Annotated in this window: 20 protein-coding genes; 9 read left to right on the top strand and 11 right to left on the bottom strand. The window is 65.6% G+C overall.

Annotation, left to right across the window (positions count from 1 at the left end; all coding sequences use genetic code 11):
- Position 1: 1 nt before the first annotated feature.
- Complete coding sequence (locus L2Y96_RS02320) at positions 2–787, bottom strand: AMP nucleosidase (protein ID WP_247331630.1); 786 nt, start codon at positions 785–787, stop codon at positions 2–4.
- Positions 788–988: 201 nt separating this feature from the next.
- Here L2Y96_RS02320 and L2Y96_RS02315 point away from each other — a divergent pair, with 201 nt between their 5' ends.
- Positions 989–1,933, top strand: a complete 945-nt coding sequence (locus L2Y96_RS02315; RefSeq protein WP_247331628.1) for a DegV family protein — start codon at positions 989–991, stop codon at positions 1,931–1,933.
- Positions 1,934–1,941: 8 nt separating this feature from the next.
- Positions 1,942–2,574, top strand: a complete 633-nt coding sequence (locus L2Y96_RS02310; RefSeq protein WP_247331627.1) for a DUF4124 domain-containing protein — start codon at positions 1,942–1,944, stop codon at positions 2,572–2,574.
- Here the strand turns inward: L2Y96_RS02310 and L2Y96_RS02305 are convergent, their stop codons facing one another.
- Positions 2,575–3,357 (bottom strand): SDR family oxidoreductase, encoded by a 783-nt coding sequence (locus L2Y96_RS02305; protein WP_247331625.1) that lies wholly within the window; start codon positions 3,355–3,357, stop codon positions 2,575–2,577.
- 13 nt (positions 3,358–3,370) lie between these two features.
- On the opposite strand from L2Y96_RS02305, the gene L2Y96_RS02300 reads away from it, so the two are divergent.
- Together L2Y96_RS02300 and L2Y96_RS02295 are read left to right on the top strand one after the other, a co-directional pair.
- The gene (locus L2Y96_RS02300) at positions 3,371–4,201 is read left to right on the top strand and encodes an ABC transporter ATP-binding protein (RefSeq protein ID WP_247331622.1); all 831 of its coding nucleotides are present in this window, start codon (positions 3,371–3,373) and stop codon (positions 4,199–4,201) included.
- 48 nt (positions 4,202–4,249) lie between these two features.
- Positions 4,250–4,465: a hypothetical protein gene (locus L2Y96_RS02295; protein WP_247331620.1), complete on the top strand. Its 216-nt coding sequence runs from the start codon at positions 4,250–4,252 to the stop codon at positions 4,463–4,465.
- 9 nt (positions 4,466–4,474) lie between these two features.
- Here the strand turns inward: L2Y96_RS02295 and sppA are convergent, their stop codons facing one another.
- Together sppA and L2Y96_RS02285 are read right to left on the bottom strand one after the other, a co-directional pair.
- Entirely contained in the window at positions 4,475–6,400 is a 1,926-nt protein-coding gene (sppA, locus tag L2Y96_RS02290; protein WP_247331618.1) for a signal peptide peptidase SppA, read from the bottom strand.
- Positions 6,401–6,452: 52 nt separating this feature from the next.
- Entirely contained in the window at positions 6,453–7,838 is a 1,386-nt protein-coding gene (locus L2Y96_RS02285) for an MATE family efflux transporter (RefSeq protein WP_247331616.1), read from the bottom strand.
- Positions 7,839–7,927: 89 nt separating this feature from the next.
- Between L2Y96_RS02285 and L2Y96_RS02280 the strand changes: the two genes are divergently transcribed.
- The 5 genes from L2Y96_RS02280 to L2Y96_RS02260 all read left to right on the top strand — a co-directional run bounded on the left by L2Y96_RS02280 (position 7,928) and on the right by L2Y96_RS02260 (position 15,256).
- A complete protein-coding gene (locus tag L2Y96_RS02280) occupies positions 7,928–9,085 on the top strand; it encodes a DUF3667 domain-containing protein (RefSeq protein ID WP_247331614.1) in 1,158 nt (385 codons plus the stop codon).
- A gap of 370 nt (positions 9,086–9,455) precedes the next feature.
- Positions 9,456–11,630 (top strand): primosomal protein N', encoded by a 2,175-nt coding sequence (locus L2Y96_RS02275; RefSeq protein WP_247331612.1) that lies wholly within the window; start codon positions 9,456–9,458, stop codon positions 11,628–11,630.
- 89 nt (positions 11,631–11,719) lie between these two features.
- Positions 11,720–12,676, top strand: coding sequence for a transaldolase (gene tal, locus L2Y96_RS02270; RefSeq protein WP_247331610.1), 957 nt, complete (start codon positions 11,720–11,722; stop codon positions 12,674–12,676).
- A 280-nt stretch (positions 12,677–12,956) separates the two neighbouring features.
- A complete protein-coding gene (locus L2Y96_RS02265; RefSeq protein WP_247331608.1) occupies positions 12,957–13,667 on the top strand; it encodes a TylF/MycF family methyltransferase in 711 nt (236 codons plus the stop codon).
- A gap of 143 nt (positions 13,668–13,810) precedes the next feature.
- Positions 13,811–15,256, top strand: a complete 1,446-nt coding sequence (locus L2Y96_RS02260; protein ID WP_247331606.1) for a serine hydrolase domain-containing protein — start codon at positions 13,811–13,813, stop codon at positions 15,254–15,256.
- Positions 15,257–15,304: 48 nt separating this feature from the next.
- On the opposite strand, the gene L2Y96_RS02255 is transcribed toward L2Y96_RS02260, so the two are convergent.
- The 7 genes from L2Y96_RS02255 to rpoH form a co-directional block, all read right to left on the bottom strand.
- Positions 15,305–16,702: a coniferyl aldehyde dehydrogenase gene (locus L2Y96_RS02255; protein ID WP_247331605.1), complete on the bottom strand. Its 1,398-nt coding sequence runs from the start codon at positions 16,700–16,702 to the stop codon at positions 15,305–15,307.
- 140 nt (positions 16,703–16,842) lie between these two features.
- Entirely contained in the window at positions 16,843–18,273 is a 1,431-nt protein-coding gene (locus L2Y96_RS02250) for an efflux transporter outer membrane subunit (protein WP_247331603.1), read from the bottom strand.
- Positions 18,260–19,432 carry an efflux RND transporter periplasmic adaptor subunit gene (locus tag L2Y96_RS02245; protein ID WP_247331602.1) on the bottom strand — a complete coding sequence of 391 codons (1,173 nt, stop codon included), beginning with the start codon at positions 19,430–19,432 and terminating at the stop codon, positions 18,260–18,262. The genes L2Y96_RS02250 and L2Y96_RS02245 overlap by 14 nt, the downstream gene beginning before the upstream one ends.
- Positions 19,422–22,625, bottom strand: coding sequence for an efflux RND transporter permease subunit (locus L2Y96_RS02240; protein ID WP_247331600.1), 3,204 nt, complete (start codon positions 22,623–22,625; stop codon positions 19,422–19,424). Before L2Y96_RS02240 ends, L2Y96_RS02245 begins: the two co-directional genes overlap by 11 nt.
- 95 nt (positions 22,626–22,720) lie before the next feature.
- On the bottom strand, positions 22,721–24,085 hold the full coding sequence (locus L2Y96_RS02235) for a sensor histidine kinase (protein ID WP_247331598.1): 1,365 nt from the start codon (positions 24,083–24,085) through the stop codon (positions 22,721–22,723).
- On the bottom strand, positions 24,069–24,752 hold the full coding sequence (locus L2Y96_RS02230) for a response regulator transcription factor (protein WP_247331596.1): 684 nt from the start codon (positions 24,750–24,752) through the stop codon (positions 24,069–24,071). The genes L2Y96_RS02235 and L2Y96_RS02230 overlap by 17 nt, the downstream gene beginning before the upstream one ends.
- Before the next feature lie 78 nt (positions 24,753–24,830).
- The gene (gene rpoH / locus L2Y96_RS02225; protein WP_247331595.1) at positions 24,831–25,691 is read right to left on the bottom strand and encodes an RNA polymerase sigma factor RpoH; all 861 of its coding nucleotides are present in this window, start codon (positions 25,689–25,691) and stop codon (positions 24,831–24,833) included.
- Between the last annotated feature and the right edge of the window lie 399 nt (positions 25,692–26,090).

Raw genomic sequence — 26,090 nt, 5'->3', positions numbered from 1 at the left:
CTTACTCGTTCTCGCCCTCGAAGCGCAGGTGCTTCACGCTGCGGCCGTGGCGGCGCACCAGTTTCAGCGCTTCCACGCCGACCTTGATGTGCTTCTCCACGAACTGCGCCGTCACCGTGGCGTCGCTGGCTTCGGTCTTCACGCCTTCGGGGATCATCGGCTGGTCGGAAACCAGCAGCAGTGCGCCGCAGGGGATGTGGTTGGCGAAGCCGGCCGCGAAGATCGTGGCGGTTTCCATATCGATCGCCATGCTGCGGGTCTTGCGCAGGTATTCCTTGAAGGCCTCGTCGTGCTCCCACACCCGGCGGTTGGTGGTGTACACCGTGCCCGTCCAGTAATCGTGGCCGAGGTCGCGGATCATCGTGGAAACCGCGCGCTGCAGCTGGAACGCCGGCAGGGCAGGCACTTCCGGCAAAAGATAATCGTTAGAGGTGCCTTCGCCACGGATCGCCGCGATCGGCAGGATCAGGTCGCCAATGGCGTTCTTGCGCTTCAGGCCACCGCACTTGCCCAGGAACAGGGCCGCCTGCGGCTGGATAACGCTGAGCAGGTCCATGACCGTGGCGGCATTGGGGCTGCCCATGCCGAAGTTGATCAGGGTGATGCCATCGGCCGTCGCGTTGGGCATGGGCCGGTCGCGGCCGCGCACTTCGACGCCGTTTTCCTCGGCAAAGCGCTCGACGTAATGGCCGAAGTTGGTCAGCAGGATGTGCTGGCCGAATCCATCCAGTGGCGTGCCCGTATAGCGCGGCAGCCAGTTGGTGGTGATTTCATTCTTGGTTTTCATGGGGAACCCGGTGCCGATGCGCCGGCAAGGGGCGGGCCTGGCAGGCCTGGCCGGCGCGGTTACCGGCGACGCCACGCCGGCAAGATGCCAAATTCATTCGCGCAAGTGTAGCATCCGCCGACAGCGGAGTGGGCAGGGCGCAATGGGTGCCCGGCATGCCGCCAGGCCTTGCCGGGCCTGACAGGATGGGGGTACGACCCGATGCGGATCGGTGTGGCAATTGATGCGGCCGTCGACGTGCCGCAGGACTTCGTGGAACGCAATGGCATCGCCGTGATGCCGATCACCGTGAAGGTGGATAACCAGAAGTTCAAGGACGACCGCGACCCTTCGGAAATCCTTCGTTTCCGTAACCAGAACCTTGGCAGCAAGAGTCATTCGGCCGAAACCGAAGCCAGCAGCGTGGAGGACGTGCAGAACCTGTTCCTCAATCGCCTGGTGAAGGATTACGACTGCGTGGTGTGCCTGACCATCATGGCGACGCGCAGCCCCATCCACGACAACGTGATCAAGGCGAGCTTCGGCATCCTGAAGAATTACCGTCCCGTGCGCGAAGCGGCCGGCGTTAGTGGCCCGTTCCTCATGCGCGTGGTCGACACCCGCAACATCTTCGCCGGCTCGGCACCTGCCGTGGCCGAAGCCGTGCGCATGATCCAGGCGGGCAAGTCGCCCGCCGAAGTGCGTGAACGCGCAGCGCATATCGCCGACTGCTCGTACGGTTACATGCTGCCGCGTGACCTGAACTACCTGCGCTCACGCGCCCGCAGCAAGGGCGACCGTAGCGTGAGCTTCCTCAGCTCCATGCTCGGCACCGCGCTCGATATCAAACCGATCCTGCGCGGCTACCGCGGCGAGACCGGGCCGGTCGGCAAGGTCCGTGGCTTTGAACACGGCGCGCAGACCCTGTTCGAGTACACCGCCAAGCGCGTGCAGGCCGGCCTGCTCGTGCCTTCGCTCACCCTGAGCTATGGCGGCGACCTGGACGACATGCGCAACCTGCCTGGTTACACGGCCCTCACCCGCATCTGCGGCGACGCGGGCGTGGAAATGCTGGAGACGCCGATGAGCATTACCGGCATGGTGAACGTCGGTGAGGGCGCCATGACCCTGGGCTTCGCGTCCGAAGAGCACGTGGCGGACTTCTGATCGTGAAAATGGCCTGGCTCGTTGTGGTGATGCTCGCGCTGCCCTGGTCGGCGGCGCGAGCGGAGACCGTATACAAATGCGTGGCCAATGGCCAGACGATCTACCAGCAGACGCCCTGCACGAAACAGCAGCACCAGGATGTGCTTGAGCTCACCGACTCGGCGCCGGCCGACGGGCACGTGGCCCCGATGCCCACGCCTGCCCCGGGGCAGCTCACCGTCACCGACGAAACACCGCCGCGCCCCGCCGCACCGTTACCGACGATGTACCTGTGCGTCCGCGCGACGGATGGCAAAACCTACACCAGCAGCAACGGGCATCCTGATGCTTACGCCGCGCCCCTCGGCGTGCTCGGCGCCGTCGACAATGGCCTGGCCAACACCTACGGCAGCCGCAACGCCGCCGTGTCGTCCTTCCCGGAACTCAACCGCGGCAAGGGCAACGCCGCAGCGGTGGCCACGAGCAACTATGTGTGGGTGCGCGACGAGTGCCGCCCGATGTCGCCCGGCGAAACCTGCGCGGCGTTGCGCGACCAGAACGATGCGAATCAGAAAGCGATCCGCAATGCGTTCAAGAGCGAGCGTGCGCCGCTGGATGCGAAGGATGCACAACTTCGTTCGCAGCTGCAGGGTTGCGGCTAGTCAGAAGCCGTGGTTCAGAAACCCGCCATCCACGCCAAGCACCTGCCCCGTGACGTAGCTGGATGCAGGAAGGCACAGGAACGCCACGGCGCCCGCGACTTCTTCCGGCTCGCCAATGCGGCCGATGGGTGTGTGGTCCAGCACTTCATCGAGGTAGTCCGCATCGGCCAGCGCGGGATCGGTGCGTTGCGTGCGGATGTACCACGGCGCGACGGCGTTGACGCGGATGCCATCTTCGCCCCATTCGCAGGCGAGGTTGCGGGTGAGCTGGTGAATCGCCGCCTTGCTCATGCCGTAGGGCGAGCCGGTACGCACGTGCGTCATGCCGGAGACCGAGCCGATGTTCACGATGGCAGATTGCGTGTGCTCAACCAGGTGCGGATGCGCCAGCCGGCACATCTCGTACGTCGAGAACACGTTGAGTTCGAAGACGCCGCGGTAGTCGTCTTCGGTGTACGCCAGCGTGGACTTCACGACGTTGCCGCCGACGTTGTTCACCAGGATCGAGAGCTCGATGCCGATGTCGTTGATCCAGTCGAAGACGGCGAGGCGGTCTTCCGGGTCGGTGAGGTCGGCGGCCATCGCCAGGATATCGACCTCGGGGCATTCATCCGCGAGTTCCTGCGCGGCCTCATCGAGCGCTTCTTCATCGCGCGCCACCATGAGCACGTCGGCACCGAGCAGGGCGAGCTCACGTGCACAGGCCAGGCCGATGCCCTTGCTCGCGCCGGTGACCAGGGCCGTACGGCCATCGAGCCGCCAGGCGGCCAGTCGTGGATGCATCTGATAGTCCTCCATGCGCCGATCGTACCGTATGCTCGGGGGCATGGATGCCACGACCCCGCTGCTCTCCATCGACCGTGCCACTGTCCTGCGGGATGGGCGCGCCCTCCTCGACCGCCTTTCGCTGGATATCGCGCAGGGCCAGCACACCGCGATCCTGGGCCCGAACGGCTCGGGCAAATCGACGCTGGTGAAACTGGTGGAACGGAGGCTTTATCCGCTGGTACACGACGACGGGACACCGGTGGTGCGGATCTTCGGCCGCGACCGCTGGAACGTCGCGGAGCTGCGTAGCCTGCTCGGCGTGGTCTCTTCCGACCTGCGCCGCGAGTTCGAAGCCACGCACGAGCGGGCCATCGATACGGTGATCTCGGGCTTCTTCGCCTCGATGACGCTGGGCCTGGATCACGTGGTGGATGCTTCGATGCGCTCGCGGGCCAAGGAGGCGCTGGAGCGCGTGGGCGCGGCGAAGCTGGCCACGCGCGATGTTTCGACGCTATCGACGGGCGAGGCGCGCCGCGTGCTGATCGCCCGCGCGCTTGTCCACCAGCCGCGCGCCGTGCTGCTTGATGAGCCCTGCGCAGGCCTCGATCCGGGTACGCGCCGCCGCTTCCTCGACCTGCTGCGCCAGCTAGCTCGCGAGGGCACGACGCTGGTCCTGGTCACCCACCATGTCGAGGAGATCGTGCCGGAGATCGGCCATGTGGTGATGCTGCGCGACGGAGCGCTGCACGCGCAGGGCCCAAAGCACGAACTGCTCGCGGACGAGCACCTTTCCGCCCTTTTCGACTGGCAGATGGAAGTGGCGCGGGTCGACGGTTTCTACGACGCGCGATTGCGCTGAGGGCCACGGGGCGGGAGACTCACCGCCTGACTGAAGGGGAGCCCGCCCATGTTTCGTTACGCCCTGCCACTGGCGCTGATCGCCACCTGTGCCGCCTGCTCCAAGCCACCCCAGCCCGACCAGGCCCCGCCCGCGCCCCAGGCCCACGTGGAAACCCCGTGGGACAGCATGGAGGCACAGAAGAAGAAAGCGCAGGACGTGCAGAAGACCGTCGACAAGCAAGCCGCTGACCAGCGGAAAGCCATCGACGATCAGACGCAGTAAGCGATGAAACTACCGCGGCGAGCAGAAGCAGTAAGCGTAAACATGCGGCTTGCCCGCCTCGGCCGTGCGGAACAGCGCGAACTCCGGCGCGAGCTTCGGCAGTTCCGCCACCCATGACGGCAGCTGGAAGCCCCACGACACGGCGACACGTGCCTCGGTGCTGTCGCCTACGCTGGTGAGGAAGCGCTCGAACGCACCCATCGGCTTCTCGGCGTAACGCACGTTGAAGTCGCCCTTCAGCTGAGCCATCTCGGCCGCATCGCGGATGGCGTCATCAAGGCTACCCAGCTTATCGACGAGACCACGCTGCATCGCCTGCTCACCGGTCCACACGCGGCCCTGGGCGATGTTATCGATAGCGGCGAAATCCTTGCCGCGCGCACGCGCCACGCCACCGACGAAATCGCGGTAGCCCTTGTCGATGATGCTCTGGATGAGGATGCCGACCTTCGGATCGAGCGGGCGAGTGACATCGAACGCACCCGCGAGCGGGCTGGTGCCGACGCCATCGCTCTTCACGCCGATCTTCGCCAGCGTATCGGGCACCGTATAGAACATGCCGAAGATGCCGATGGAACCGGTGATCGTATTCGGCTCGGCGTAGATCCGGTTGGCGTTCATCGAGATCCAGTAGCCGCCACTGGCCGCCACGTCACCCATCGAAACCACGACCGGAATGCCACTCTCACGGGTGAGCTCGACTTCACGGCGGATCTGCTCGGCGGCATACACCTCGCCACCCGGCGAGTTCACGCGCAACACCAGCGCGCGCGTGCGCTTATCGTGGCGCACGCTACGGATGAGTGCAGCGGTGGAATCGCCACCGATCGTGCCCTGCGCCTGCTTGCCGCCGGTGATCTCGCCTTCAGCCACGACGACGGCAACGCCCGGACCGGTCTGCAACATATCCACGGTGCCGAGACCACGATCGGAGAGATAGGTGCCTAGCTCGACGTGGCGGAAGCCGATGTCCTTGGCGCCTGCTGGCACACCCTGCTTGCGCAGCATCTGGACCACTTGCTGGTCGGTAGCGATGCCATCGACCAGCTTCTCATCAACCGCGAGCTGCGCGAGGCTGCCCTTGGCATCGCGGACGCGCTCCGCCAGGCCATCGACATCGCCGCGCAGCGCCGCCGGATCAAGATGGCGCAGCTTCGCTACTTCGTCGATCCAGGTACCCCACAGGCCACCCAGCCAGTACGCATCGGCTTCCTTCGATTCCGGCGAGGCATGGTCGAGGATGAAGGGTTCTGCCGCGCTCTTGAACTGGCCAACGCGGAACAGGTGCACCTGCACGCCGAGCTTGTCGAGCAGATCCTTGTAGAACAGGCGGTAGTTCGCGAGGCCGGTGGCGATCACGCCACCCTGCGGATCGATGTAGATCTTGTCGGCGTGCGCGGCCAGGTAGTACTGGCCCTGCTCCAGGTTCGCACCCCAGGCGATCACCGGCTTGCCGGCGGCACGGAAGCGATCGAGCGCGGCACCGACTTCGCGCAGCGCGGCGAAGCCGCCGGCCTGCAGCTTGTCGGTATTGAGCAGGATGCGGCTGATGCGATCATCCTTGGTCGCGCTATCGATCGCGCGGACGAGGTCACGCACCTGCACCTGCTTCACGCCGTCGCCCGACATGCGCGAGAACGCGCGCGATACCGGGTCGGCGCTGTACTGCTCCACCAGCGCGCCATCGGGCGCGATGACGAGCACCGTCTTGTCCGCGATCTGCTCGCTGCGGTGGCCCACGAAGACCAGCAGGAAGAACACACCCAGCACGCCGAAGAACAGCACGTTGAGGATGACGAGCCGCGTGATGTTCAGGCCACGGCCCAGCCCGCGCAGGAACCGGCCGAAACCGTTGCGGCGGGGCGGCGGTACCGGCGGCACGGGCGAGGGGCGTCCGGGCAGGGGCGGCGGCGTGGTGTTCAGCGGATCCGGCATCGTGGATGTTCCTTCCAGGTTACGCGCAGCGTAGCGCGTTGCCCCGTCGGCATCACGTGTGGAATGGCAGGGGATCGCTACCTACGTCGGCGGGCCAGTCGGCGCGGCCGCTGGTCCGCCAGAACCTTGCGAACAGGAGCACCGCCGCGACGGTGAGTCCGGCCACCAGGCCCATCCACATCCCGCGTGCGCCCAGCCCCCGGTCGAAGGCGAGGTACCAGCCCACGGGCATGCCCACCATCCAGTACGCGAACATGGTCAGCCCCATGGGCACCCGGGTGTCCTTGAGCCCACGCAGGGCGCCGTTCGAGGCCACCTGGATGCCATCGGCGAACTGGAAGACGCCCGCGAGCAGCATGAGCTGCGCGGCCGTGGCCACCACCGCCGCGTCGCTCGTATAGAGCTGCGCAATCTGCGTGGGCAGCAGCACCATGATCCCGGACGAAAACAGCTGGGTGAAAAGGACAAGGAGGAGGCCCGACAGGCCGGCATAGCGGACGCCCTGCGCATCGCGGCGCCCGGCGGCGTTGCCCACCCGCACGGTGATCGCCATGGAGACGCCGAGCGGGATCATGAAGGCGACCTGCGCGACGTTGAGCGCCACGTGGTGCGCAGCCGAGACGGTTTCGCCCAGCCGGCCAATCAGCAGTGCCACGGCGACGAACAGCCCTGCTTCCATCAGCAGGGTCACGGCCATGGGCAGGCCCACGTGCAGCAGCTGGCGGATCTGGACCCAGTCGGGCCGCGCCATGCGCTGGCGCAGGTTGAGATCGCGATAGTTACGGTGCAGGAACACGTAGGTAGCGAAGCCGATCAGTTCGAGCCACAGCACCGTAGCCGTGGCGATACCGCTGCCGCGCGCGCCCATCGCCGGCAGGCCGAGCTTGCCGTACATCAGCACATAACCCAGCGGCGCCAGCACCACGGTGCCGCCGAGGCTGAAATACATGGAGGGACGCGGCATCGATAGCCCATCCGATAGACCACGCAAGGCGAAGTACACCGTAAGCGCAGGCGCGGCAAAGGCGATGGCATGCAGGAATGCCGTAACGTCCGCCCGCATCGATTCCACGACATGGAACAGCCCCATGAGCGGCGAGGCATGCCACACGGCCACGCCCAGTACGATGCCCAGCACCAGCGCGATATAAAGCGCCTGGTGGAATACCGCGCCGATCTCACCGCGGCGGTTCGCGCCATCCAGCTGGGCCACCGTAGGCGGTACCGCCATCATGGTGCCGATACCGGCCACGATCGCCAGCACCCAGATGTTCACGCCCGTGACCACGGAGGCCTGGGTATGGGCCCCCTGGTGGCCAGCCAGGATCGCGTCGACCACATTGGGGCCAACGGAAGAAAGCTGCGCGGCGATGATCGGCAGGGCCAACCGGGTGGTGGCGCCGATCTCGCGCCGGGCGCGGGCGCGGTCGATAGGCATGGGGGGGAGATAGGGCTTTGGGCCGCCCATTGTACCCGGGGCCATGCCATCATCCGCGGGGGAAGGGGATAAATCGGGGAAACCAGCGGATGAACGAACTCAAGCCGTCGCCGGCCTTACTGTGCGCGAATTGCGAAACCGCGCTCCAGGGCGAGTTCTGCCACGAATGTGGCCAGTCGATCCACAGCGTGCTCAAGCCGGTATCGCACATGCTGGAGGACGCGGGCGACATCTTTTTCCATATGGACGAGCGCATCGTCCATACCGTGCCGCCGCTCTACACCAAGCCCGGCTTCCTCACCCTCGAATACTTCGCCGGCCGCCGGGTGCGTTATATCGCGCCGTTCCGGCTGATGTTCGTGTTCTGCCTGATCTCGTTCTTCTTCATGCACCTGGCCGTTAACGCGGTGAAGTTCGGCAACGGCGAGGGCGGCAATAGCGATACGTTTGGCCAGATGGCCAAGGCGACCACGGCGGACGAAGTGCACGAAATCTACCGGAGTGAGGTGCGCTCCATGCTCACCACACAGGCCGACCCGAATACGCCGGGGGTGGTCAAAACCAGCCTGACGGCAGTTCAGGGAATGCTACGCGACGCCGCCAACAGGCGCCTGAGCGAGCTGAAGGCCCCGCCGATCGCCGAGCCGGGAAGTGGCGGCGAGGATGACATCAAGCTCAAACACGCCAACGTCCTGAATTCCGAAGACCTCCAGTTCAAGGTCGCCTGGTTGCCCACCGCTGTGAACGCCCGGCTTAATGAGGGGCTGGATCGGTTGAAGCTCAACTTCGTCCAGGCCAGCAACCCCGGCCCACAGCAGAAGGAAGCGATCCACCGCATGTTCGAAGGCGTGTTCGGTGTGCTGCCGCAGACCATGTTCATCATGGTGCCGGTGTTCGCCCTGATGCTGAAGCTGTTTTACGTGTTCCGGCGTCGGCTGTACGTGGAGCATCTGATCGTTGCCCTGCACAGCCATGCCTTCCTGTTCCTGTCCCTCATGCTGCTGACCCTGCTGGGCTTCGCGCGCAACGCCCTTGCGCCGCACCTGGGGTTTGTCGGGGGCGTTATCAGCCTGGTCGAGTTCGCAGTGTGGATTTGGATGCCGGTCTATCTGCTGATCATGCAGAAGCGGGTGTACCGCCAGGGATGGGGAATGACTATCCTTAAGTATTGGTTGATAGGCAGCGTCTATTTCTGGCTTCTGCTTTTCGCGCTGACCATCGCCATCGTCATCGGTATTTCCCACTAAGATTTTTTCCTACGCAGCAAGCGGTTGTACACAGGCCGCGAGGTCCCTTCGCCTTTGTCAAGGTTTTGCGGACGTCTAGTGAAGCGACTCGGCGTCGCATTTGTAACATGTTGATTTCAAGCTATATTTCAGCTTGGTTAAAATGTGTTCAAGCTAACCGCCGTGGCTTAACCAAGCGCCTGGAGGGGCTCCATCCGAAGCTCATCCACAGACTTATCCACAGCACTTGTGGATAACCCTGAAAGCCCCCAGTGGGCGGGCACTTAGGCCAGCTTCCTCGCGCGGATGACGTCATTCCCCTCCAAGCCCTCGCCACTGTGGTTAATCATTGACCAGCGAAATCGCTGGACCTCGTTAAACTAGGCCTCGCATGACATCCGTTCTTCGCGTCGCCCTACCGGTTCCCCTGCTCACCCTTTTCGACTATCTGCCGCCCCTGGCAGGCGTCGCCGGGGCGGGTTCGCGCGTGCGCGTGCCATTTGGTCGCGGGGAGATGGTCGGGATCGTGATCGACCCGGCCGCCGAGGCGGCCGTCGGCGCCAAGCGGCTGAAGCGGGCCAGCGAGGTGCTCGATGAAGCCCCCCTGCTCGACGCCGAGTTGCTGGCGACCCTGGCCTGGGCAGCCGACTACTGGGCCGGTGCGCCGGGCGAAGCCGTGACGAACGCCCTGCCCCTGGCGCTGCGCGAGCCCAAGCCCTTGCCGCCTACCGGGCGCGAGGTGTGGGCACTCACCCAGCAGGGCCGTGCGGCGCGCGATGCGCGCAGTCGCAAGGGTGGTTCGGCGGCACTGCTCGATGCGCTTTATGACGGCCCGCGCGCCGCCGACGAACTGGGGTTCGCTCTGCCCGACTGGCGCGCCGCCGCGCGAAGGCTGATCGAAGCCGGGCTCGTTGAGAAGCTCGAGCTGAAGGAAGGCGCGTTGCCCGCCACGCCCGCGCCTGGCCCCGCGCTAAGCGAGGAACAGGCTGCCGCGGTGGCCGCCATGGCCGAAGGCCTGGGCCGATTCCAGCCTTACCTGCTGGATGGCGTCACGGGTAGCGGCAAGACCGAGGTCTACCTCGCGCTGATCGAAAAGGCGCTGGCCGAAGGGCGGCAAACGCTTCTGCTCGTGCCTGAGATCGGCCTGGCGCCACAGACCGTGCGCCGCTTGCGCGAACGGCTGGGCATCGCCATCGAAGTGCTGCACTCCAACCTGGCCGAGGGCGACCGCGCCCGGGCCTGGCTGCGCGCCCGCGATGGCAGCGCCCGGGTCGTCATCGGTACGCGCTCGGCGGTGTTCACCCCACTGCCCAACGCCGGGCTGATCATCGTCGACGAAGAGCACGACCCCTCATATAAGCAGCAGGAAGGCTTCCGCTACCACGCCCGCGACCTCGCCCTGGTGCGCGCCCGCGCGTTAGGTGTGCCCGTGGTGCTGGGCTCGGCTACCCCGTCGCTGGAAAGCCTGGCCAACGTGGATGCCGGCCGTTACAAGCGGCTGGTGCTGCGTGGCCGCCCGGGCGCCTCGCAGCCGACGCGCGTGCAAATCGTGGATATGCGCGCGCAGCGCCTGGATCACGGCCTGTCGCCGACGCTCGTCAACGCCGTCGCCGCCTGCGTCGGTCGCGGCGAGCAAGCGCTCGTGTTCCGTAACCGCCGCGGCTACGCACCCATCCTGCTTTGTTACGACTGCGGCTGGCATGCCGATTGCCCGCGTTGCGAACGGCCGATGACGCTGCACGCCGGGCGCCGCCGGCTCATTTGCCACCACTGCGACAACACCGAAGCGCAGCCCACGGCCTGCCCGGCGTGTGGCTCCGCAAACCTCAGCCCGCAAGGCCAGGGCACCGAGCGGCTGGAAGAAGCGTTGGCCGAGCGCTTCCCCGACGTGCCGGTCGTACGCATCGACCGCGAAACCACCCGCCGCCGCGAAGCGTTCGGCGAGATCCTGGATGGCCTGCGCGAGGACAAACCGGCGATTCTTGTCGGTACGCAGATGCTGGCGAAGGGCCACGACCTGCCGAACCTCACCCTCGTCGCGATTGTCGGCGTGGACGAAGGGCTGCACAGCATCGATTTCCGTGCCAGCGAGCGGCTGGCCCAGCTCGTGGTCCAGGTGGCCGGCCGAGCGGGCCGTGCCGCGCGCCCGGGCAGCGTGCTGCTACAGACGCACCATCCCGACCACGCGATGCTGCATGGCCTGCTACGGGGCGGTTACGCGACCGTCGCCGCCGAGCTGCTGACCGAACGGCGGCTGCTCGAACTGCCGCCGTTTTCGCACCAGGTACTGCTGCGGGCGGACGCGCATGGCCGTGCCGAGGTGGATGCCTTCCTCCATGAAGCGCATCTCGCCATCGGTGAGCCCGGTGACCTGCGCCTGGCCGGCCCCATGCCCGCACCCATGCCCCTGCGTGCGGGCCGGCACCGTGGCCAGCTCCTTGTCGAGGCCTCCACCCGCGCGCGGCTCCACGCGTTCCTGCGGCCCTGGCAGCACGCCCTTACGGGCCTGCCATCGGCCCGCAAGGTCCGCTGGTCCCTTGATGTGGACCCCATCGACCTATATTGAACAAGCAACCCGATACCATCGGATGCCTATCCCCGCTGCCGTCCCCGGCGCGACAATCTCTTTCCCCACAGGTAACGGAAGCTGCAAACGTGACCAGCCAACTCGAACAACTGCGCAAACTCACCAAGGTCGTCGCCGATACCGGCGACATGTCGGCCATGAAGACCTTCAAGCCGGAAGACGCGACCACCAACCCGTCCCTGCTGCTGAAGGCCGCTGGCATCCCCGAGTACGCCCCGTACATCGATGAGGCCGTTAAGTGGGCCAAGGAACAGAGCTCCGATCGCTCCCAGCAGCTGATCGACGCCGGCGACCGCCTGGCGGTGCTCGTGGGCCGCGAGATCCTGAAGATCGTCCCGGGCTACGTCTCGACCGAAGTGGATGCCCGCCTCTCGTTCGACAAGGAAGCCTCCATCGCCAAGGCCAAGCGCCTGATCGGCATGTACAAGGATGTCGGCGTCGACCCGAAGCGCGTGCTGATCAAGCTCGCCTCCACCTGGGAAGGCATCAAGGCCGCCGAGCAACTGCAGAAGGAAGGGATCAACTGCAACATGACCCTGCTCTTCAGCTTCGAACAGGCCCAGGCCTGCGCCGAAGCGGGTGCGTTCCTGATCTCGCCGTTCGTCGGCCGCATCTTCGACTGGTACGTCAAGAACACCGATAAGAAGACCTACGCACCGGACGAAGATCCGGGCGTGAAGTCGGTCCGCCGCATCTACGATTACTACAAGACCCACGGTTACAAGACGATCGTGATGGGTGCGAGCTTCCGTAACATCGGCCAGATCCAGGCCCTTGCCGGTTGCGACCGCCTGACCATCGCGCCGGATCTGCTGAAGCAGCTCGACGAAACCGATGCGCCGCTTTCCGCTGCCCTCAAGGACAACGGCAAGAAGGCCGAGCCGCCGGCGAACAAGCTCACCGAAGCCCAGTTCCGCTGGGGCCACAACGAAGACGCGATGGCTACCGACAAGCTCGCCGAAGGCATCCGCAACTTCGCCAAGGACCAGCGCAAGCTGGAAGAACTGCTGGGCGCGAAGCTCTAAGCCAACGCGTTCCACGAGTTCGACAAAGGGCCCCTCGGGGCCCTTTTTTTGCCCACGCACGACGCCCACGCACGACGCCACGCACGACGCCACGTCCACGCACGACGCACGGCGCACGGCGCACGAATCGTAGGAGCCCACCCTGTGGGCGACGCCGTTCGCGATAACGCCACATGGCCTGCGCGGTGAGGCGAAAGATGTCGCCCACAGGGTGGGCTCCTACAACAACCTTCGCGCGTGAGGGCGGCACCCACGGATTTAACCGGGGAACCTCTGCGCCATGGCAACCATCGCATCGACCACGCGGCCGCAGCGCTGGCAGGACAAGCTGAAGCCGGGCGCCCTTCTACGCTCTGCCCTGGCCCGCCGCGGCTCCATGCAGGCCCATCTGGGCCCCGAGTGGCACGCGAACCTGCGCACGATCCACGAGACGCGGCAGATGACCGCCATCCTGCTAACGGATGCCGCGGCGTTGCAGATCATGATCGCCGTGCGTGCCGCCGTTCGGCTGGGCGGTGCGATGGCCGAAGCCGGGGTGTTCAAGGGAGGCAGCGCGCGGCTCATCTGCGAGGTGAAAGGTGAGGCCACGCTGCGCCTGTTCGATGTGTTCGAGACACAACAGCACGCGTCCGACGTGCCGGCGACCGAGGTTCGCAACTACTTCGGCACAGTGCACGGCACCATGGGCCTCGTCGAGCGCATCCTCGCGCCGTATCCGAACGTGCATTTCCACCCCGGCTGGTTTCCCGCATCGACCACCGGCGTGCCTGACGAGCGGTACAGCTTCGTCCATCTCGACATGGATCTTGTGTCCAGCACCAACGCGGCGCTCGATTACTTCCTGCCGCGCATGCTTGCCGGCGGCATCGTGATCGGTGACGACTACTACGACCCCGGCGTGCGGCAATGCTTCGCCGAGCACTGCGGCCAGGGCGGCTACACCCTCATGGAACTGCCCTGGGGCCAGGTGATGGTGATCAAGCACCTGTAGGAGCGCGCTTGCACGCGATGTGCTTGCCGCAGGCTGGCCGCCTGCCGGCGGATCGCGCGCAAGCGCGCTCCTACAAGGCGCCCCTTAAACGGTTAGGGCACAGGAGGCATCCAAGCGCGACTTACCGTCTCGAAGGGGCCACCATGATGAGCACTACCCGCCACGCGCTGGGCCGCCTCGCCTTGGCCGCGTCCCTGGCCACCGGTGCCACGGGTGCGTTGGCTACCGAGGCGCCCGAGGCAGCGCAACGCCATGCCATCGAGAACGGCTTGCGTCCGAAGATCGATATCGCCGGTCAGGCGCCGGTGCGCTGGAATGTCTACGAGCGCATGCGCAGGTACCGCGTTCCGACGATGAGCGTGGCGGTGATCAAGCAAGGGCGCATCGCGTGGTCGGCGACGTATCGAAGCGACGGGACGGTGAGCGTGCCTGCCACCCGAGAGCGGTTCCAGGCGGCGTCCTTGAGCAAGGGTGTGACAGGTAGCCTCGCTGCGACGCTGGCAGACCAGCACCTGATCGATCTGGATGCGCCGATCGACACGTGCCTCGCACCGCTCAAGCTGCCCCCGGGCAAACAGGATGTGACGCATCCGGTCACGCTGCGCAACCTACTTCACCATACCGCGGGTGCAACGGTGAACGGTTTTCCTGGGTATCCGGCCGGCACGCCCACCGCCACGCCCGAGCAGGTCATCCTGGGCCAGCCACCTTCCAATACACCCGCTGTCACCATCGAGTCCACGCCCGGCAGCACCTACGCTTACTCGGGCGGCGGTTATACCGTCGCGCAACTCGCGATCGCACACTGCACGAAGCAGCCGTTTGCCGAACTCATACAGCGAGTCGTGCTTAAACCTGCCGGGATGGACGACAGCAGCTTCGCCCAGCCACTGCCGCCCGGCATCGCCCATGCCTCGGGACATACCGCAAACGGCGATGTCATTCCCGGCGGCGCCAACACCTATCCCGAGCTGGCAGCGGCGGGCTTATGGACAACAGCCGAGGATCTGGCCCGGTGGCTTATCGCCGTACGCCAGGGCGATCGCGGCGAGAAGGCATTCTTCTCGAAAGCCGCCGCCGCCCTCATGCTCGAACCTGGATTAAATCACTACGGTTTAGGCGTTTTCGTCTCGGGCGACGGCCTTACGCGTCACTTCATGCACGAGGGCGGCAACGCCGGCTTCAAGAGCAAGTACGTGATGTACCTCGACAGCGGCGACGGCGTCGTCATGCTCACCGATAGCGACAACGGCCGCTGGCTCAATGTGGAGTTCACGAAAGCCGTGGCGGATGCATTTGGCTGGGAGGGTTTCGCGCCGCGCGTCGTGGCGAAAGGCGAGTTGAACAAAGCAGCCATGGAAGCACGTGTGGGCCGTTACGCCATCGACGACGAGGATTACGAAGGCGACCGCCAGATCACACTCGCGCGCGAAGGCGATGCCTGGTTTCTCGTTCTTCCCGATACAGCACGAACCGCCCTCGTGCCGACGGGTGCGAATACCTTCGTCGCGCCGGACCTCGGCTACGCGGTATCGCTTGATCCCTCGGGTGGCCTGACCGTGGGCACGCTACACGCGCGGCCCCTGTAGGAGCGCGCTTGCGCGCGATCCACGTTGCGGCAAGCGCGCTCCTACAGGCTAGCGGCGGATCTTGAAGGACAGCAGCCGTTCGATCGTCTTGCCGTACGGCGGACGGAGCATAGCGGTGATGTCGAAACGCGACTGACGGTAGACGGCGCGGGCATGACTGAAGGTTTTGAAGCCGTCATAGCCGTGGTACGCGCCCATACCCGAAGGGCCGATGCCGCCGAAGGGGAGATTGTCCTGGGTGAGGTGAACGACCGTGTCGTTGAGCGTGACGCCGCCGGCTACGATGTTAGCCAGCACGTGTTCCTGATCGGCGCGACCATTGCCGAAGTAGTACAGGCTGAGCGGTCGCGGATGTGCGTTGACGTAGGCGATCGCATCGTCGAGGCGGCCATACGGCACAATGGGCAGGATCGGCCCGAAGATTTCTTCGCGTAGCACGGCCATGTCGTCCGTGGCTCCGAGCACCACCGTCGGGGCCATGCGGCGTCCATCCAGCGCTTCGTTCGACGGATTCAGCGCGCGAACGGATGCGCCGTGGGCAACCGCGTCATCGAGATAGCCTTCGAGTCGAGCCTTATGGCGTTCGTTGATGATCGACGTGTAATCGGGGTTGCCGCGAAGCGTCGGGAACATCACGGCGACGTTGCGTGCGAGTGCTTCGACGAAGGCTTCGACCGCATCGCCCGGCACCAGTGCGTAATCGGGCGCCACGCAGATTTGCCCGGCGTTGAGCGTCTTGCCGAACAGCAACCGTCGCGCAGCGAGATCCAGATCCGCATCGCGGCCGATGATGGCGGGTGACTTCCCTCCCAGCTCAAGCGTGACGGGAACAAGATGCTCCGCCGCCGCACGCATGACATGCTTCGCCACCGAGGTGGCCCCGGTAAACAACAGATGATCGAATGGCAGCGCGGCGAACGCTTCGCCCGCCGACTGATCACCCGTGATGACCGCGACCTCCGTCTCGTCGAACGCGGCCGCCACCATGCGCTGCATGAGCGCCGACGAGCGCGGCGTGAATTCCGACGGCTTGATCATCGCGCGATTGCCCGCGGCGAGAATGCCGGCAAGTGGCGCGAACGTGAGATTGAACGGGAAGTTCCACGGTGCGATGACACCGACGACGCCCTTGGGCTGGTAGTCCACCCAGGCGCGGGCGCCGAGGAGCGCCAGGGGCGCGGGCGAGACCGGGCGGTAATCGCGGCGCATCCACCGTTTTACGTGGTGCTTCGCGTGCTTCAGCGGCTCGATGGAAGCCGCTACATCGCTGACCAGGGAGCCCTGGCGGGAACGATGGCCAAAGTCGTCGTTCAGCGCATCGGCGATGTCACTGGCATGGTCGACCAGCAGACCGATGGCGCGATCGAGGCGATCGATGCGGATGGCCGCCGGAGGCGTGCCTTCACGGCGTTGGGCGGCTTGCTGGCGGGCGAGAAGAGTCTCCATACCCGCATCATAGAGGCTGTTTTGGGAGCGCGCTTGCGCGCGATTGGGGCCTGCGGCGAGCACCCATCGCGCGCAAGCGCGCTCCTACAAGAGCGAGTTTTTGACGTCCATGGGCGGGATGGTCGCGCCCATGGACGGGTTTACGTTGTCGCGGGGGCCTGCCAGCCGCCGCCCAGGGCGCGGATGAGGGCCACGCTGGCGCGGAGCTGGCGGGTTTCCAGATCGATCACGCTGCGGCGAGCGTCGAGCTCGGCGGTCTGGGCCTGCACCACGTCGAGGTAGCCGACGGCGCCTTCGCGGTAGCGATCGAGCGACAGGTCCACCGAACGCTGGGCGGCATCCGCCGCGGCGCGCTGGTCGTTCAACGCAGCGCCGAGGTCGCGTAACAGGGTGAGGTTGTCTTCCACCTGGGCGAACGCATTCAGCACGACGTCGCGGTACTTCGCACCGGCTTCGTCCGTCGCGGCCTTCGCGGATTCCACGGCGGCCTTGCGGCGACCGCCGTCAAACACGTTCAGGAGCACGGTCGGGCCCAGCGCCCAGAAGCGGTTCGGCGCGGTGGCGATGCTGCCCCACGCCGAACTCTGCCAGCCGCCCTGCCCGTCCAGCGTGATCTGCGGGAAGAACGCCGAGCGTGCGACGCCGACACGGGCGTTGGCGGCAGCCGTGCGGCGTTCCGCGGCGGCGACATCCGGGCGGCGCTGCAGCAGCGCGGACGGCACCTCGAGCGGAATGGTCGGCACCTTCACGGCGTCGTCCTTCGTTTCGAGCGTGAACGTCGAAGCGCTATCGCCCACGAGCACGGCGATGGCGTGCAGCACGAGGCCACGCTGTGCCTGCGCCTGGGTCAGCTGCGACTTGGCGCTCGAGAGCTGCGTCTGCGCGCGGGCCACATCAAGGCCCGATGCGATACCGCCTTCATGGCGCGACTGCGTGAGCTGCAACGCCTTGGTGAAAGCATCGATGCTCTCGTTCAGCACCTTGATCTGGCGATCCTGGCCGTTGAGCTGCAGGTAGCTGTCGGCAAGCTGCGCCTGGAGGCTCAGCTGCGCACCGGCGAGGTCAGCCGCCGAGGCGGCCTGTTCGGCCGTACCCGCCGCAACGGTGTCACGCACGCGACCCCACAGGTCCACTTCGTAATCGAGCTGACCACCGATGGTGTACGAGTTGTACCAGGCCGGCGAGGTGGCACCACGCAGCGGACGCGTATCCGATTCGCGGTTACGCGTGGCGTTGCCATTCAGGCCGAAGGTCGGGAACAGCCCCGCACGCGCCTGCTTGGTGAAGGCTTCAGCCTGCTCGTAGTGCGCGTACGCGGCCGCGAGCGTGGCGTTGTTCTTCAGCAACTGGCCCTGCAGGCCATCAAGACGCGAGTCGCCATAGAGCGACCACCAGCTGGCCCGATCAAGATGATCGGCCGGCTTGGCTTCGACCCACGGTGAATCGGTGTTGGCGAACTGCGGCGCGACCGGCACTTCCGGCGTCTTGTACGTCGGGGCCATCGAGCAGGCCCCGAGGCCTGCCGAGAGCAGCAGGCCTGCCAGCAGCCGCAAGGGTTCACGCCTTGCCATTGCCGCCTTCCTTCTTCGGAGGAATGACCTTCACCGTGTCGCCATTCGCCAGACCATCCGGCGGGCTCTCGATCAGACGGTCGCCGGCGTTGATGCCCGAAGCGAGCTGCACCGTCTTGCCGAAGTCCTGCGCGATGGTCACGTCCTTGAACGTCACCTTGTTCTGCGCATCGACCACGGCAACACGGAGACCGCTGCCGTCGTACACGAGGGCGCTGGCCGGTACGCGATAGAGCGCGGCGTTGGCCGGCAGGTCGAACGTGACGCTGGCGTAGCTGCCCGGGAGCAGCTTGCCGTCGTTGTTATCGACGGCGACCTGCACGAGCGTGGTGCCGCTGGCCGCGTTGATCGCCGACGAGCTCGACTCGATCTTGCCTTCGAAGGTCTGGCCCGGGTATTCCGGCACGGTGAGCTTCACCGTCTCGCCCTGCTTGATCGCCGGCGCGTAGTTCTGCGGCACGTTCACGTACATGCGCAGCTTGTGCGTGTCAGAGACCACGAACAGTTCCTGGCCACCGCCGCCGGCGTTGATCAGCGCACCGACATCGGTCTCGCGAGCCGTCACCACGCCATCGAACGGCGCGACGAGCTTGGCGAAGCCCTTGGTCGCCTGGATGCGCTCAAGGTTCGCCTGAGCTGCCGCAGCGAGTGCGTGCTTGGCGTCGTAGTCGCCGGTCTTCTCGTCCACTTCCTGCTTGGAGACCGAATCCGAATCGCGCATGGACTGCCAACGCTTGGCGGTGGTCTGCGCAAGGGCTTCGTTAGCACGTGCACTGGCGAGGTCGGCCTTGGCCTGCAGCAACTGCTGGTCGAGATCCGGGGTTTCGATTTCGCCCAGGATGTCACCAGCCTTCACTTTCTGACCGATGTCGTACTTCCACGACTTCAGGTAACCGCTGGTACGCGCATAGATCGGCGCACGCGCATAAGCCTGGAGGCGACCCGGCAGGTTGAGATCACCACCGCCCTGCCCGCCTTGCGGCTTGACCAGGTTGACCGACGGCGTGGCCTGGTCGTCGGTCCACTCGCGCAGGTTGCGCGATTCGTTGGCGCGGGTGGCCACGCCGGCAACGACGATGGCGAGGACCACGATGGCGGCGATGATGCCAGCGAGGCGCAGGCGACGCGGCGGCGGGGTATGGATCGTATCAGGCGACATGGACGGGCTCTCCGGAAGCGTTCGCCGGGGTTTTGGAGGCGTGGCCGCGACGGCCATGGATGATGTTGAAGACCACCGGCACGAACAGCAGCGTGGCCGTGGTGGCGAAGATGAGGCCGCCGATGACGGCGCGGCCGAGCGGTGCGTTCTGCTCGCCGCCTTCGCCCATGCCCAGGGCCATCGGCAGCATGCCGATGATCATGGCCAGCGCGGTCATCAGCACCGGGCGGAAGCGGACGAAACCGCCTTCCGATGCGGCGATGTACGCATCACCGGTGTCCGCGAGGCGCTCGCGGCAGAAGCTCACCACCAGGATGGAGTTGGCGGTGGCCACGCCCATGCACATGATGGCGCCGGTGAGTGCAGGCACCGAGAGCGGCGTATGCGTGGCGAACAGCATCCAGATGATGCCGGCGATAGCGGCGGGCAGCGCGGTGACGATCACGAACGGATCCGCCCACGACTGGAAGTTCACCACGATCAGCAGGTAGATCAGGACGATCGCGCCGAGCAGGCCGAGGATCAGGCCGGTGAAGGCGCTGTTCATCGTCTGCACCTGGCCGAGCAGCGCGGTGCTCGATGCCTTCGGCAGATCCTTCTCGTGCGCCTTCAGGATCTTCTGGATATCCGTCGCCACGCCGCCCAGATCGCGATCCTGCGTGGTGGCGAAGATCTCGACCATCGACTGGATGTTGTACTGGCTGGCCACCGTGCTGCTGGTGGTGCGCGAGAACGAGGCCAGGCCGCCAAGGATCTGCGAGCCGGCCGCGCCGGTGCTCGGGCTGATCGGCACGTTGGCGAGATCAGGCAGCGTATCGATCGCGTACTGCGGGGTCTGCATCACGATCGGGTACGACACGCCGTTCTGCGGGTTCAGCCAGAAGGTCGGGGCGATCTGGCTGGAACCGGCCAGGTTCACGCCGAGGCTGTTGGTGACGTCGCGCTCGGTGATGCCGACTTGCTGTGCACGGCTGCGGTCCACGTCGACGTTGAACGTCGGGCTGGCGTTCGACTGCTGGATGCGCGCGTCGACCACGCCCGGCACGCGGCGGATCTCGCGCAGCAACATGTCGGCGTACTTGAAGTTCGCATTGACGTTGGGTCCACGGATCTGCAGATCGATCGGCGCAGGCGAACCGAAGTTCAGGATCTGGCTGATGATGTCCGCTGGCGGGAACGAGAACGTCGCGGTCGGGAACAGACGCGGCAGCTTTTCACGGAGCTCGCGCACGTAGTCAGCTGTCGGCTTGTGGTCTTCCTTCAGCGCGATCTGAAGATCGCCGTCCGACGAGCTCACGGTACCGGTGTTGTTGTAGGTGTTGTTAATACCCGACGACGACAGGCCCATGTTGTCCACCACCGTACCGAGTTCTTCGGCCGGGATGATCTTGCGCACTTCCTTGGTCACGGCGGCAAACAGGTTCGCCGTCTCTTCCACGCGGGTACCGGCCGGCGCACGGACGTGCATCAGGATCTGGCCCGAATCCACCGAGGGGAAGAAGTTTCGGCCCAGCATCGGCACCAGGCCGAACGAGAGGATCACGAAGGCCATGAAGCCGATGACGAACGGCTTGCTATGGCGCAGCGCGAGTTCGAGCAGGCCGTGGTAGCTCTGGCGCAGGCTTTCGAAGCGCTTCTCGAAACCGCGCTGGAAGCGGACCAGCGGGTTGCGCGAGACCTTGCCATGCTCGCCGTGCGGGTCGTCGACCGAGTGCGGGTGCAGCAGATACTTCGCCATCGTCGGCACGAGCGTACGCGAGAGGATGAACGAGCAGATCATGGAGAACATCACCGCTTCGGCCATCGGCACGAAGAGGAAGCGGGCAACGCCATCCAGGAAGAACATCGGCACGAACACGATGCAGATGCAGAGCAGCGAGACGAAGGCGGGCGTCACGATCTGCGCCGCACCGTCGAGGATCGCGGTTTCTACGTCCTTGCCGTGCTCGAGATGCCAGTTGATGTTCTCGATGGTCACCGTGGCGTCATCCACCAGGATGCCCACCGCGAGTGCCAGGCCACCCAGCGTCATGATGTTCATGGTTTCGCCGAACGCGGACAGCATCGCGATGGCGCCAAGGATCGCCAACGGGATCGACGTGGCAATGATCACCGTCGAGCGCCAGCTACCGAGGAACAGCAGGATCATGAGACTGGTGAGCGCCGCAGCGATCACGCCTTCGCGGGCCACGCCGGCGATCGCGCCACTGACGAACAGCGACTGGTCACCGATCGGGCTGATCTTGAGGTTCTCGGGCAGAGCATCCTTCATGCTCTTCACGCGATCCTTGATGCCCTGGATGATCGCCAGCGTCGAGGCCGAACCGTTCTTCAGCACGGTCATCAGCACCGAGCGGTTGCCGTCGACGTGCACGATATTGGTCTGCGGCGGCGAGCCGTCGCGCACATGGGCCACGTCGCGAATGAACACGGTGGCACCGTTGACGACCTTCACCGGCAGGTTACCCAGCTCATCGACCACCGAGGGCGAGTTATTGAGCTGCAGCGTGTACTCGTAATCACCGATCTTCTGTGTACCGACCGGCGTGATCAGGTTCTGTGCCGCGAGCGCGTTCGCCACGTCCTGTGCCGATAAGCCGCGCGCCTGCAGCGCGGCCGGATCGATATCGATCTGCACCTGGCGGGTCTTGCCGCCGAACGGATACGGGATCGCCGCGCCGGGCACCGAGGTGAGCTGCGGGCGGATCGCGTTCAGGCCAAGATCGGCCAGGTTCTGTTCGGTCAGGCCATCGCCCGAGAGCGCCAGCTGGATGATCGGCACGGTCGAGGCGCTGTAGTTCAGGATCAGCGGAGGCGTGGTACCGGCAGGCAGCTGCTTCAGCAGCGTCTGCGCCACGGCGGTCACCTGCGCGTTGGCCGTGCGGATATCCACCGTGGGCTGGAAGAAGATCTTGATGATGCCGAAGCCGGAGATCGAGTTCGCCTCGATGTGCTCCACGTCGTTCACCGTGGTGGTGAGCACGCGCTCAAACGGCGACGACACACGGCCCACCATCTGGTCGGGCGGGAGGCCGGTGTACTGCCACACCACCGCGATCACGGGGATCTTGATGTCGGGGAAGATGTCGGTCGGCGTACGCATCGCCGACAGCGGACCTACGATGAGGATCAGCAGAGCGAGGACGACGAAGGTATACGGCCGCGTGAGGGCGATCCGGACGATGCCAATCATGAGGGGGACGGTTTCCGAGCGCGATGTTGCGTCGCGGCGAATTTTGCCCCCGCGTGAACCTGCGGCGTAGTTAAGATTTATTTAGGCGTTTTCGGCTACGCGGCCGGGCAGGTGACCGAGAACACCGCGCCGTCGTCGTTTCCGCCCACCGCGAGCGAGTATCCGTGCAGCCGTACGATGGCACTGACGATGGCCAGACCCAGGCCGCATCCGGGCTTGGAACGGGTCTCATCGCTGCGGTAGAAACGGCGGAAGACGGCTTCGCGCTCACCCACGGGGATACCGGGCCCGGTATCGGCGATATCGACCCGGGCGTCGCCCGTCGGGTCCGTCAGCGCCACCAGACGGATAGCCCCGCCATTCGGGGTGAACTTGATGGCATTGCCCACCAGGTTCGCGAACGCTTCGAACATTAGCTGAGGATCACCACGAAGGTGCGGCAATTTGCCGACATCCAGCTCGAATACCTGGTGGCGGTCTTCGGCCAGCGGGGCGTAGAACTCGTGCACATTCTTCAGCACGGTGCCGAGGTCCATGCTTTCGAAGCAGGCGCTGCGCTGGCGGTCTTCCAGCTCCGAGACGCGCAGCAACGCGCGGAAACGCGCCAACACCGTGTCGATCTCTTCCACGGCGGCTTCGAGCTGTTCGGCTTCCGGGGTGCCTTCAATCTGCTGCTGCACGCGGTACAGGCGGGTGCGCATGCGGGTGAGTGGTGTACGCAGGTCGTGGGCGATGTTGTCCGTAACGCCCTTGACCTCGCCGAGCAGGCGCTCGATCTCGCCAAGGGTGGTGTTCACCGTGCCCGCCAGCAGGTCGACCTCGTCGCCTGTCCGGCTGACCGGCAGGCGCACGCTGAGGTCGCCTTCGCGGATGGGCTCCATGGCCAGCTGGATCTCGCGCACACGGCGCGCGGGGCGCCGGGCGATCAGGATGCCACCCAGCACGCCCGGGATCAGGGTGAGGGACAGCCCCCACAGCGCGCCTCGGCGAATGATGGCGCCGAGGCCATCGATGACCGCGCTTTCCTTGACCACCACGAGGCGCTCGCCGTCGGGCAGCGTATTGGCCATGCCGCGTGCGCGACGGGCTGGCTCGTCGGAGTTTTCATCGACGCGCGCCTGCACAGCGTGGATGACCCCGTCCTCGTCGAGGCCCGCCGGCACTTTTTCGATATTGCCGGCGATGCGCTGACCCTTGGCGTCGAACAGGCCTGCGGCCATGAAGCCCGTCGCGTCGATCGCGCTGGCGGCATCGACGGTATCGCGCAGGCGGTGCGGGTCGGTACGCTCGAGGTAATGCAGGCGGGCGGCCAGCATGCCGTCGACGACATTGGTGAGGTAGCGCGAGGATTCCCACTGGACCACGCCCAGCAGCACCACGCACCAGATGGCGAAGAGCGCGCCGTAGATGAGGATCAGGCGCGAAGTGGCGGAACGCCAGGCGTCAGTCAGCGGGCGCAAGGACGTACCCCGAGCCACGCACCGTACGGATGAGCGGCACCTGGCCGGCGCCGTCGATCTTGCGACGGAGGCGGCCGATATGGACATCGATCACGTTGGTACCCGGATCGAAATGGAAACCCCAGACGTGCTCGAAGATCATCTGGCGCGTGACGACCTGACCGGCGTTGCGCATGAGGAATTCGAGCAGGCGGAACTCGGTGGGCAGCAGCGTGAGCGGCTGGCCGCCGCGCAGGGCGTTGTGCTTGACCAGGTCGAGCTCGAGATCTTCGACGCGAATCCGCGTCTCGCCCGTCTCCGGCCGGCGATGCCGGCGCAGCAGCACCTCAGCGCGGGCCGCGAGCTCGTCCGGGGCGAAAGGCTTGGTGAGGTAGTCGTCGCCGCCAGCGCGCAGGCCGCGGACACGCTCGTCGACATCGGAGAGCGCGCTGATCATGAGCACCGGGGTCTCGACCGCGCGTTTGCGCAATTCGGAGACGACATCGATGCCGTCCATGCCAGGCAGCATGCGGTCGAGGGTAATAATGTCGTAGCCGTTCTCGAGCGCACGGGCCAGGCCGTCGCGACCGTTGGCGACCCACTCGGCGTTGAGGCCGTGCGCGCCAAGCTCCGCGACGATATCGCGGGCGGTGACTTCGTCATCTTCGATGACCAGAGCCCTGGGCATCCTTCTCACTCCACGGTCGGGGCAACGGAAAACGGCCCCACGAGGGGGCCGTTCCGGATCTTACGCCGTTCGCAGCCCTCAGGCGGCGATGGCGACGCGCATCTTCTTCATGGCATTCGCCTCGATCTGGCGGATGCGCTCGGCCGAGACGCCGTACTCGTCAGCCAGATCCTGCAGGGTGGCCTTGTTTTCGTCGGCCAGCCAGCGGCGCTGGATGATGTCGCGCGAACGGGCATCCAGGTTGGCGAGGGCAGAACCCAGGGCGCTCATCTGGTTGTCCGAGGCATCGGCTTCGGCCAGGTTGTCGTACGGATCGGCGCCTTCATCGACCAGGAACGCGGCCGGTGCCGGCTTCTCGTCGTCATCGGCGTCGGCCGGGGCTTCAAAGCCCACGTCGCGGCCCGACAGGCGGGATTCCATCTCACGGACGGTCGCTTCCGGCACGCCCAGGTCATGGGCGACCACGCGCACTTCCTCGGCATTCATCCAACCCAGGCGCTTCTTGCTCTTGCGCAGGTTGAAGAACAGCTTGCGCTGGGCCTTGGTCGTGGCGACCTTGACGATGCGCCAGTTACGCAGGATGAACTCGTGCATTTCGGCACGGATCCAGTGCACGGCGAAGCTGACGAGGCGCACGCCCTGATCCGGATCGAAACGCTTCACCGCCTTCATGAGGCCGATGTTGCCTTCCTGGATCAGGTCGGAGAGCTGCAGGCCGTAGCCGTTATAGCCACGGGCGACATGCACCACGAAGCGAAGGTGGGACATCACCAGCTGGCGGGCGGCGTCGAGGTCGGCGTCGTCGTGGAAGCGCCGCGCTAGCGTCTGCTCCTCGTCAAGGCTGAGCACCGGGATACGATGGACGGCCGCGATGTAGGAATCCAGACTGCCAACGACGCTCGGTAGCCCGTAGTTACGGGTGGCGAGGGCTTGAGACATGTGTGGAACCTCCTGAAAGGTATCGGTGCAGGTTAGCAGTCCCAGGGTGGGAGTGCTAACCCCTACCGAAGTTCAATCTTGGTTAGCTGTACTCAATGGTACAGAAATACCCCCTCGGTGTCCAGTGGGGACTTGGGGGTATTCAGGAGGCAGACGGCTGGCCAGAGTGCCCTGAAGCCGTCAGGCAGGCGTATGTGCCTGCCCTCAAAGGAAATAGTGTTCGGGCGGCAGGAATTCAAGCCCCAAACTGAAGTCAGGGAACCCGGACGCGGCCCGTCGGAATGCGCCTACGCGCTGCGCCGCCATCCGCTGACGCGTGGCCGTCGGCCTGGGGGCTAATCTATGCGGGTCGATCGGCTCGCCGATCAAAGACCTCACGGAAACCATCCGGATGGGCCG

Source organism: Luteibacter aegosomaticola (genome assembly GCF_023078475.1).
Classification (GTDB): domain Bacteria; phylum Pseudomonadota; class Gammaproteobacteria; order Xanthomonadales; family Rhodanobacteraceae; genus Luteibacter; species Luteibacter aegosomaticola.
This window is presented reverse-complemented; position numbering and strand designations above follow the sequence as displayed.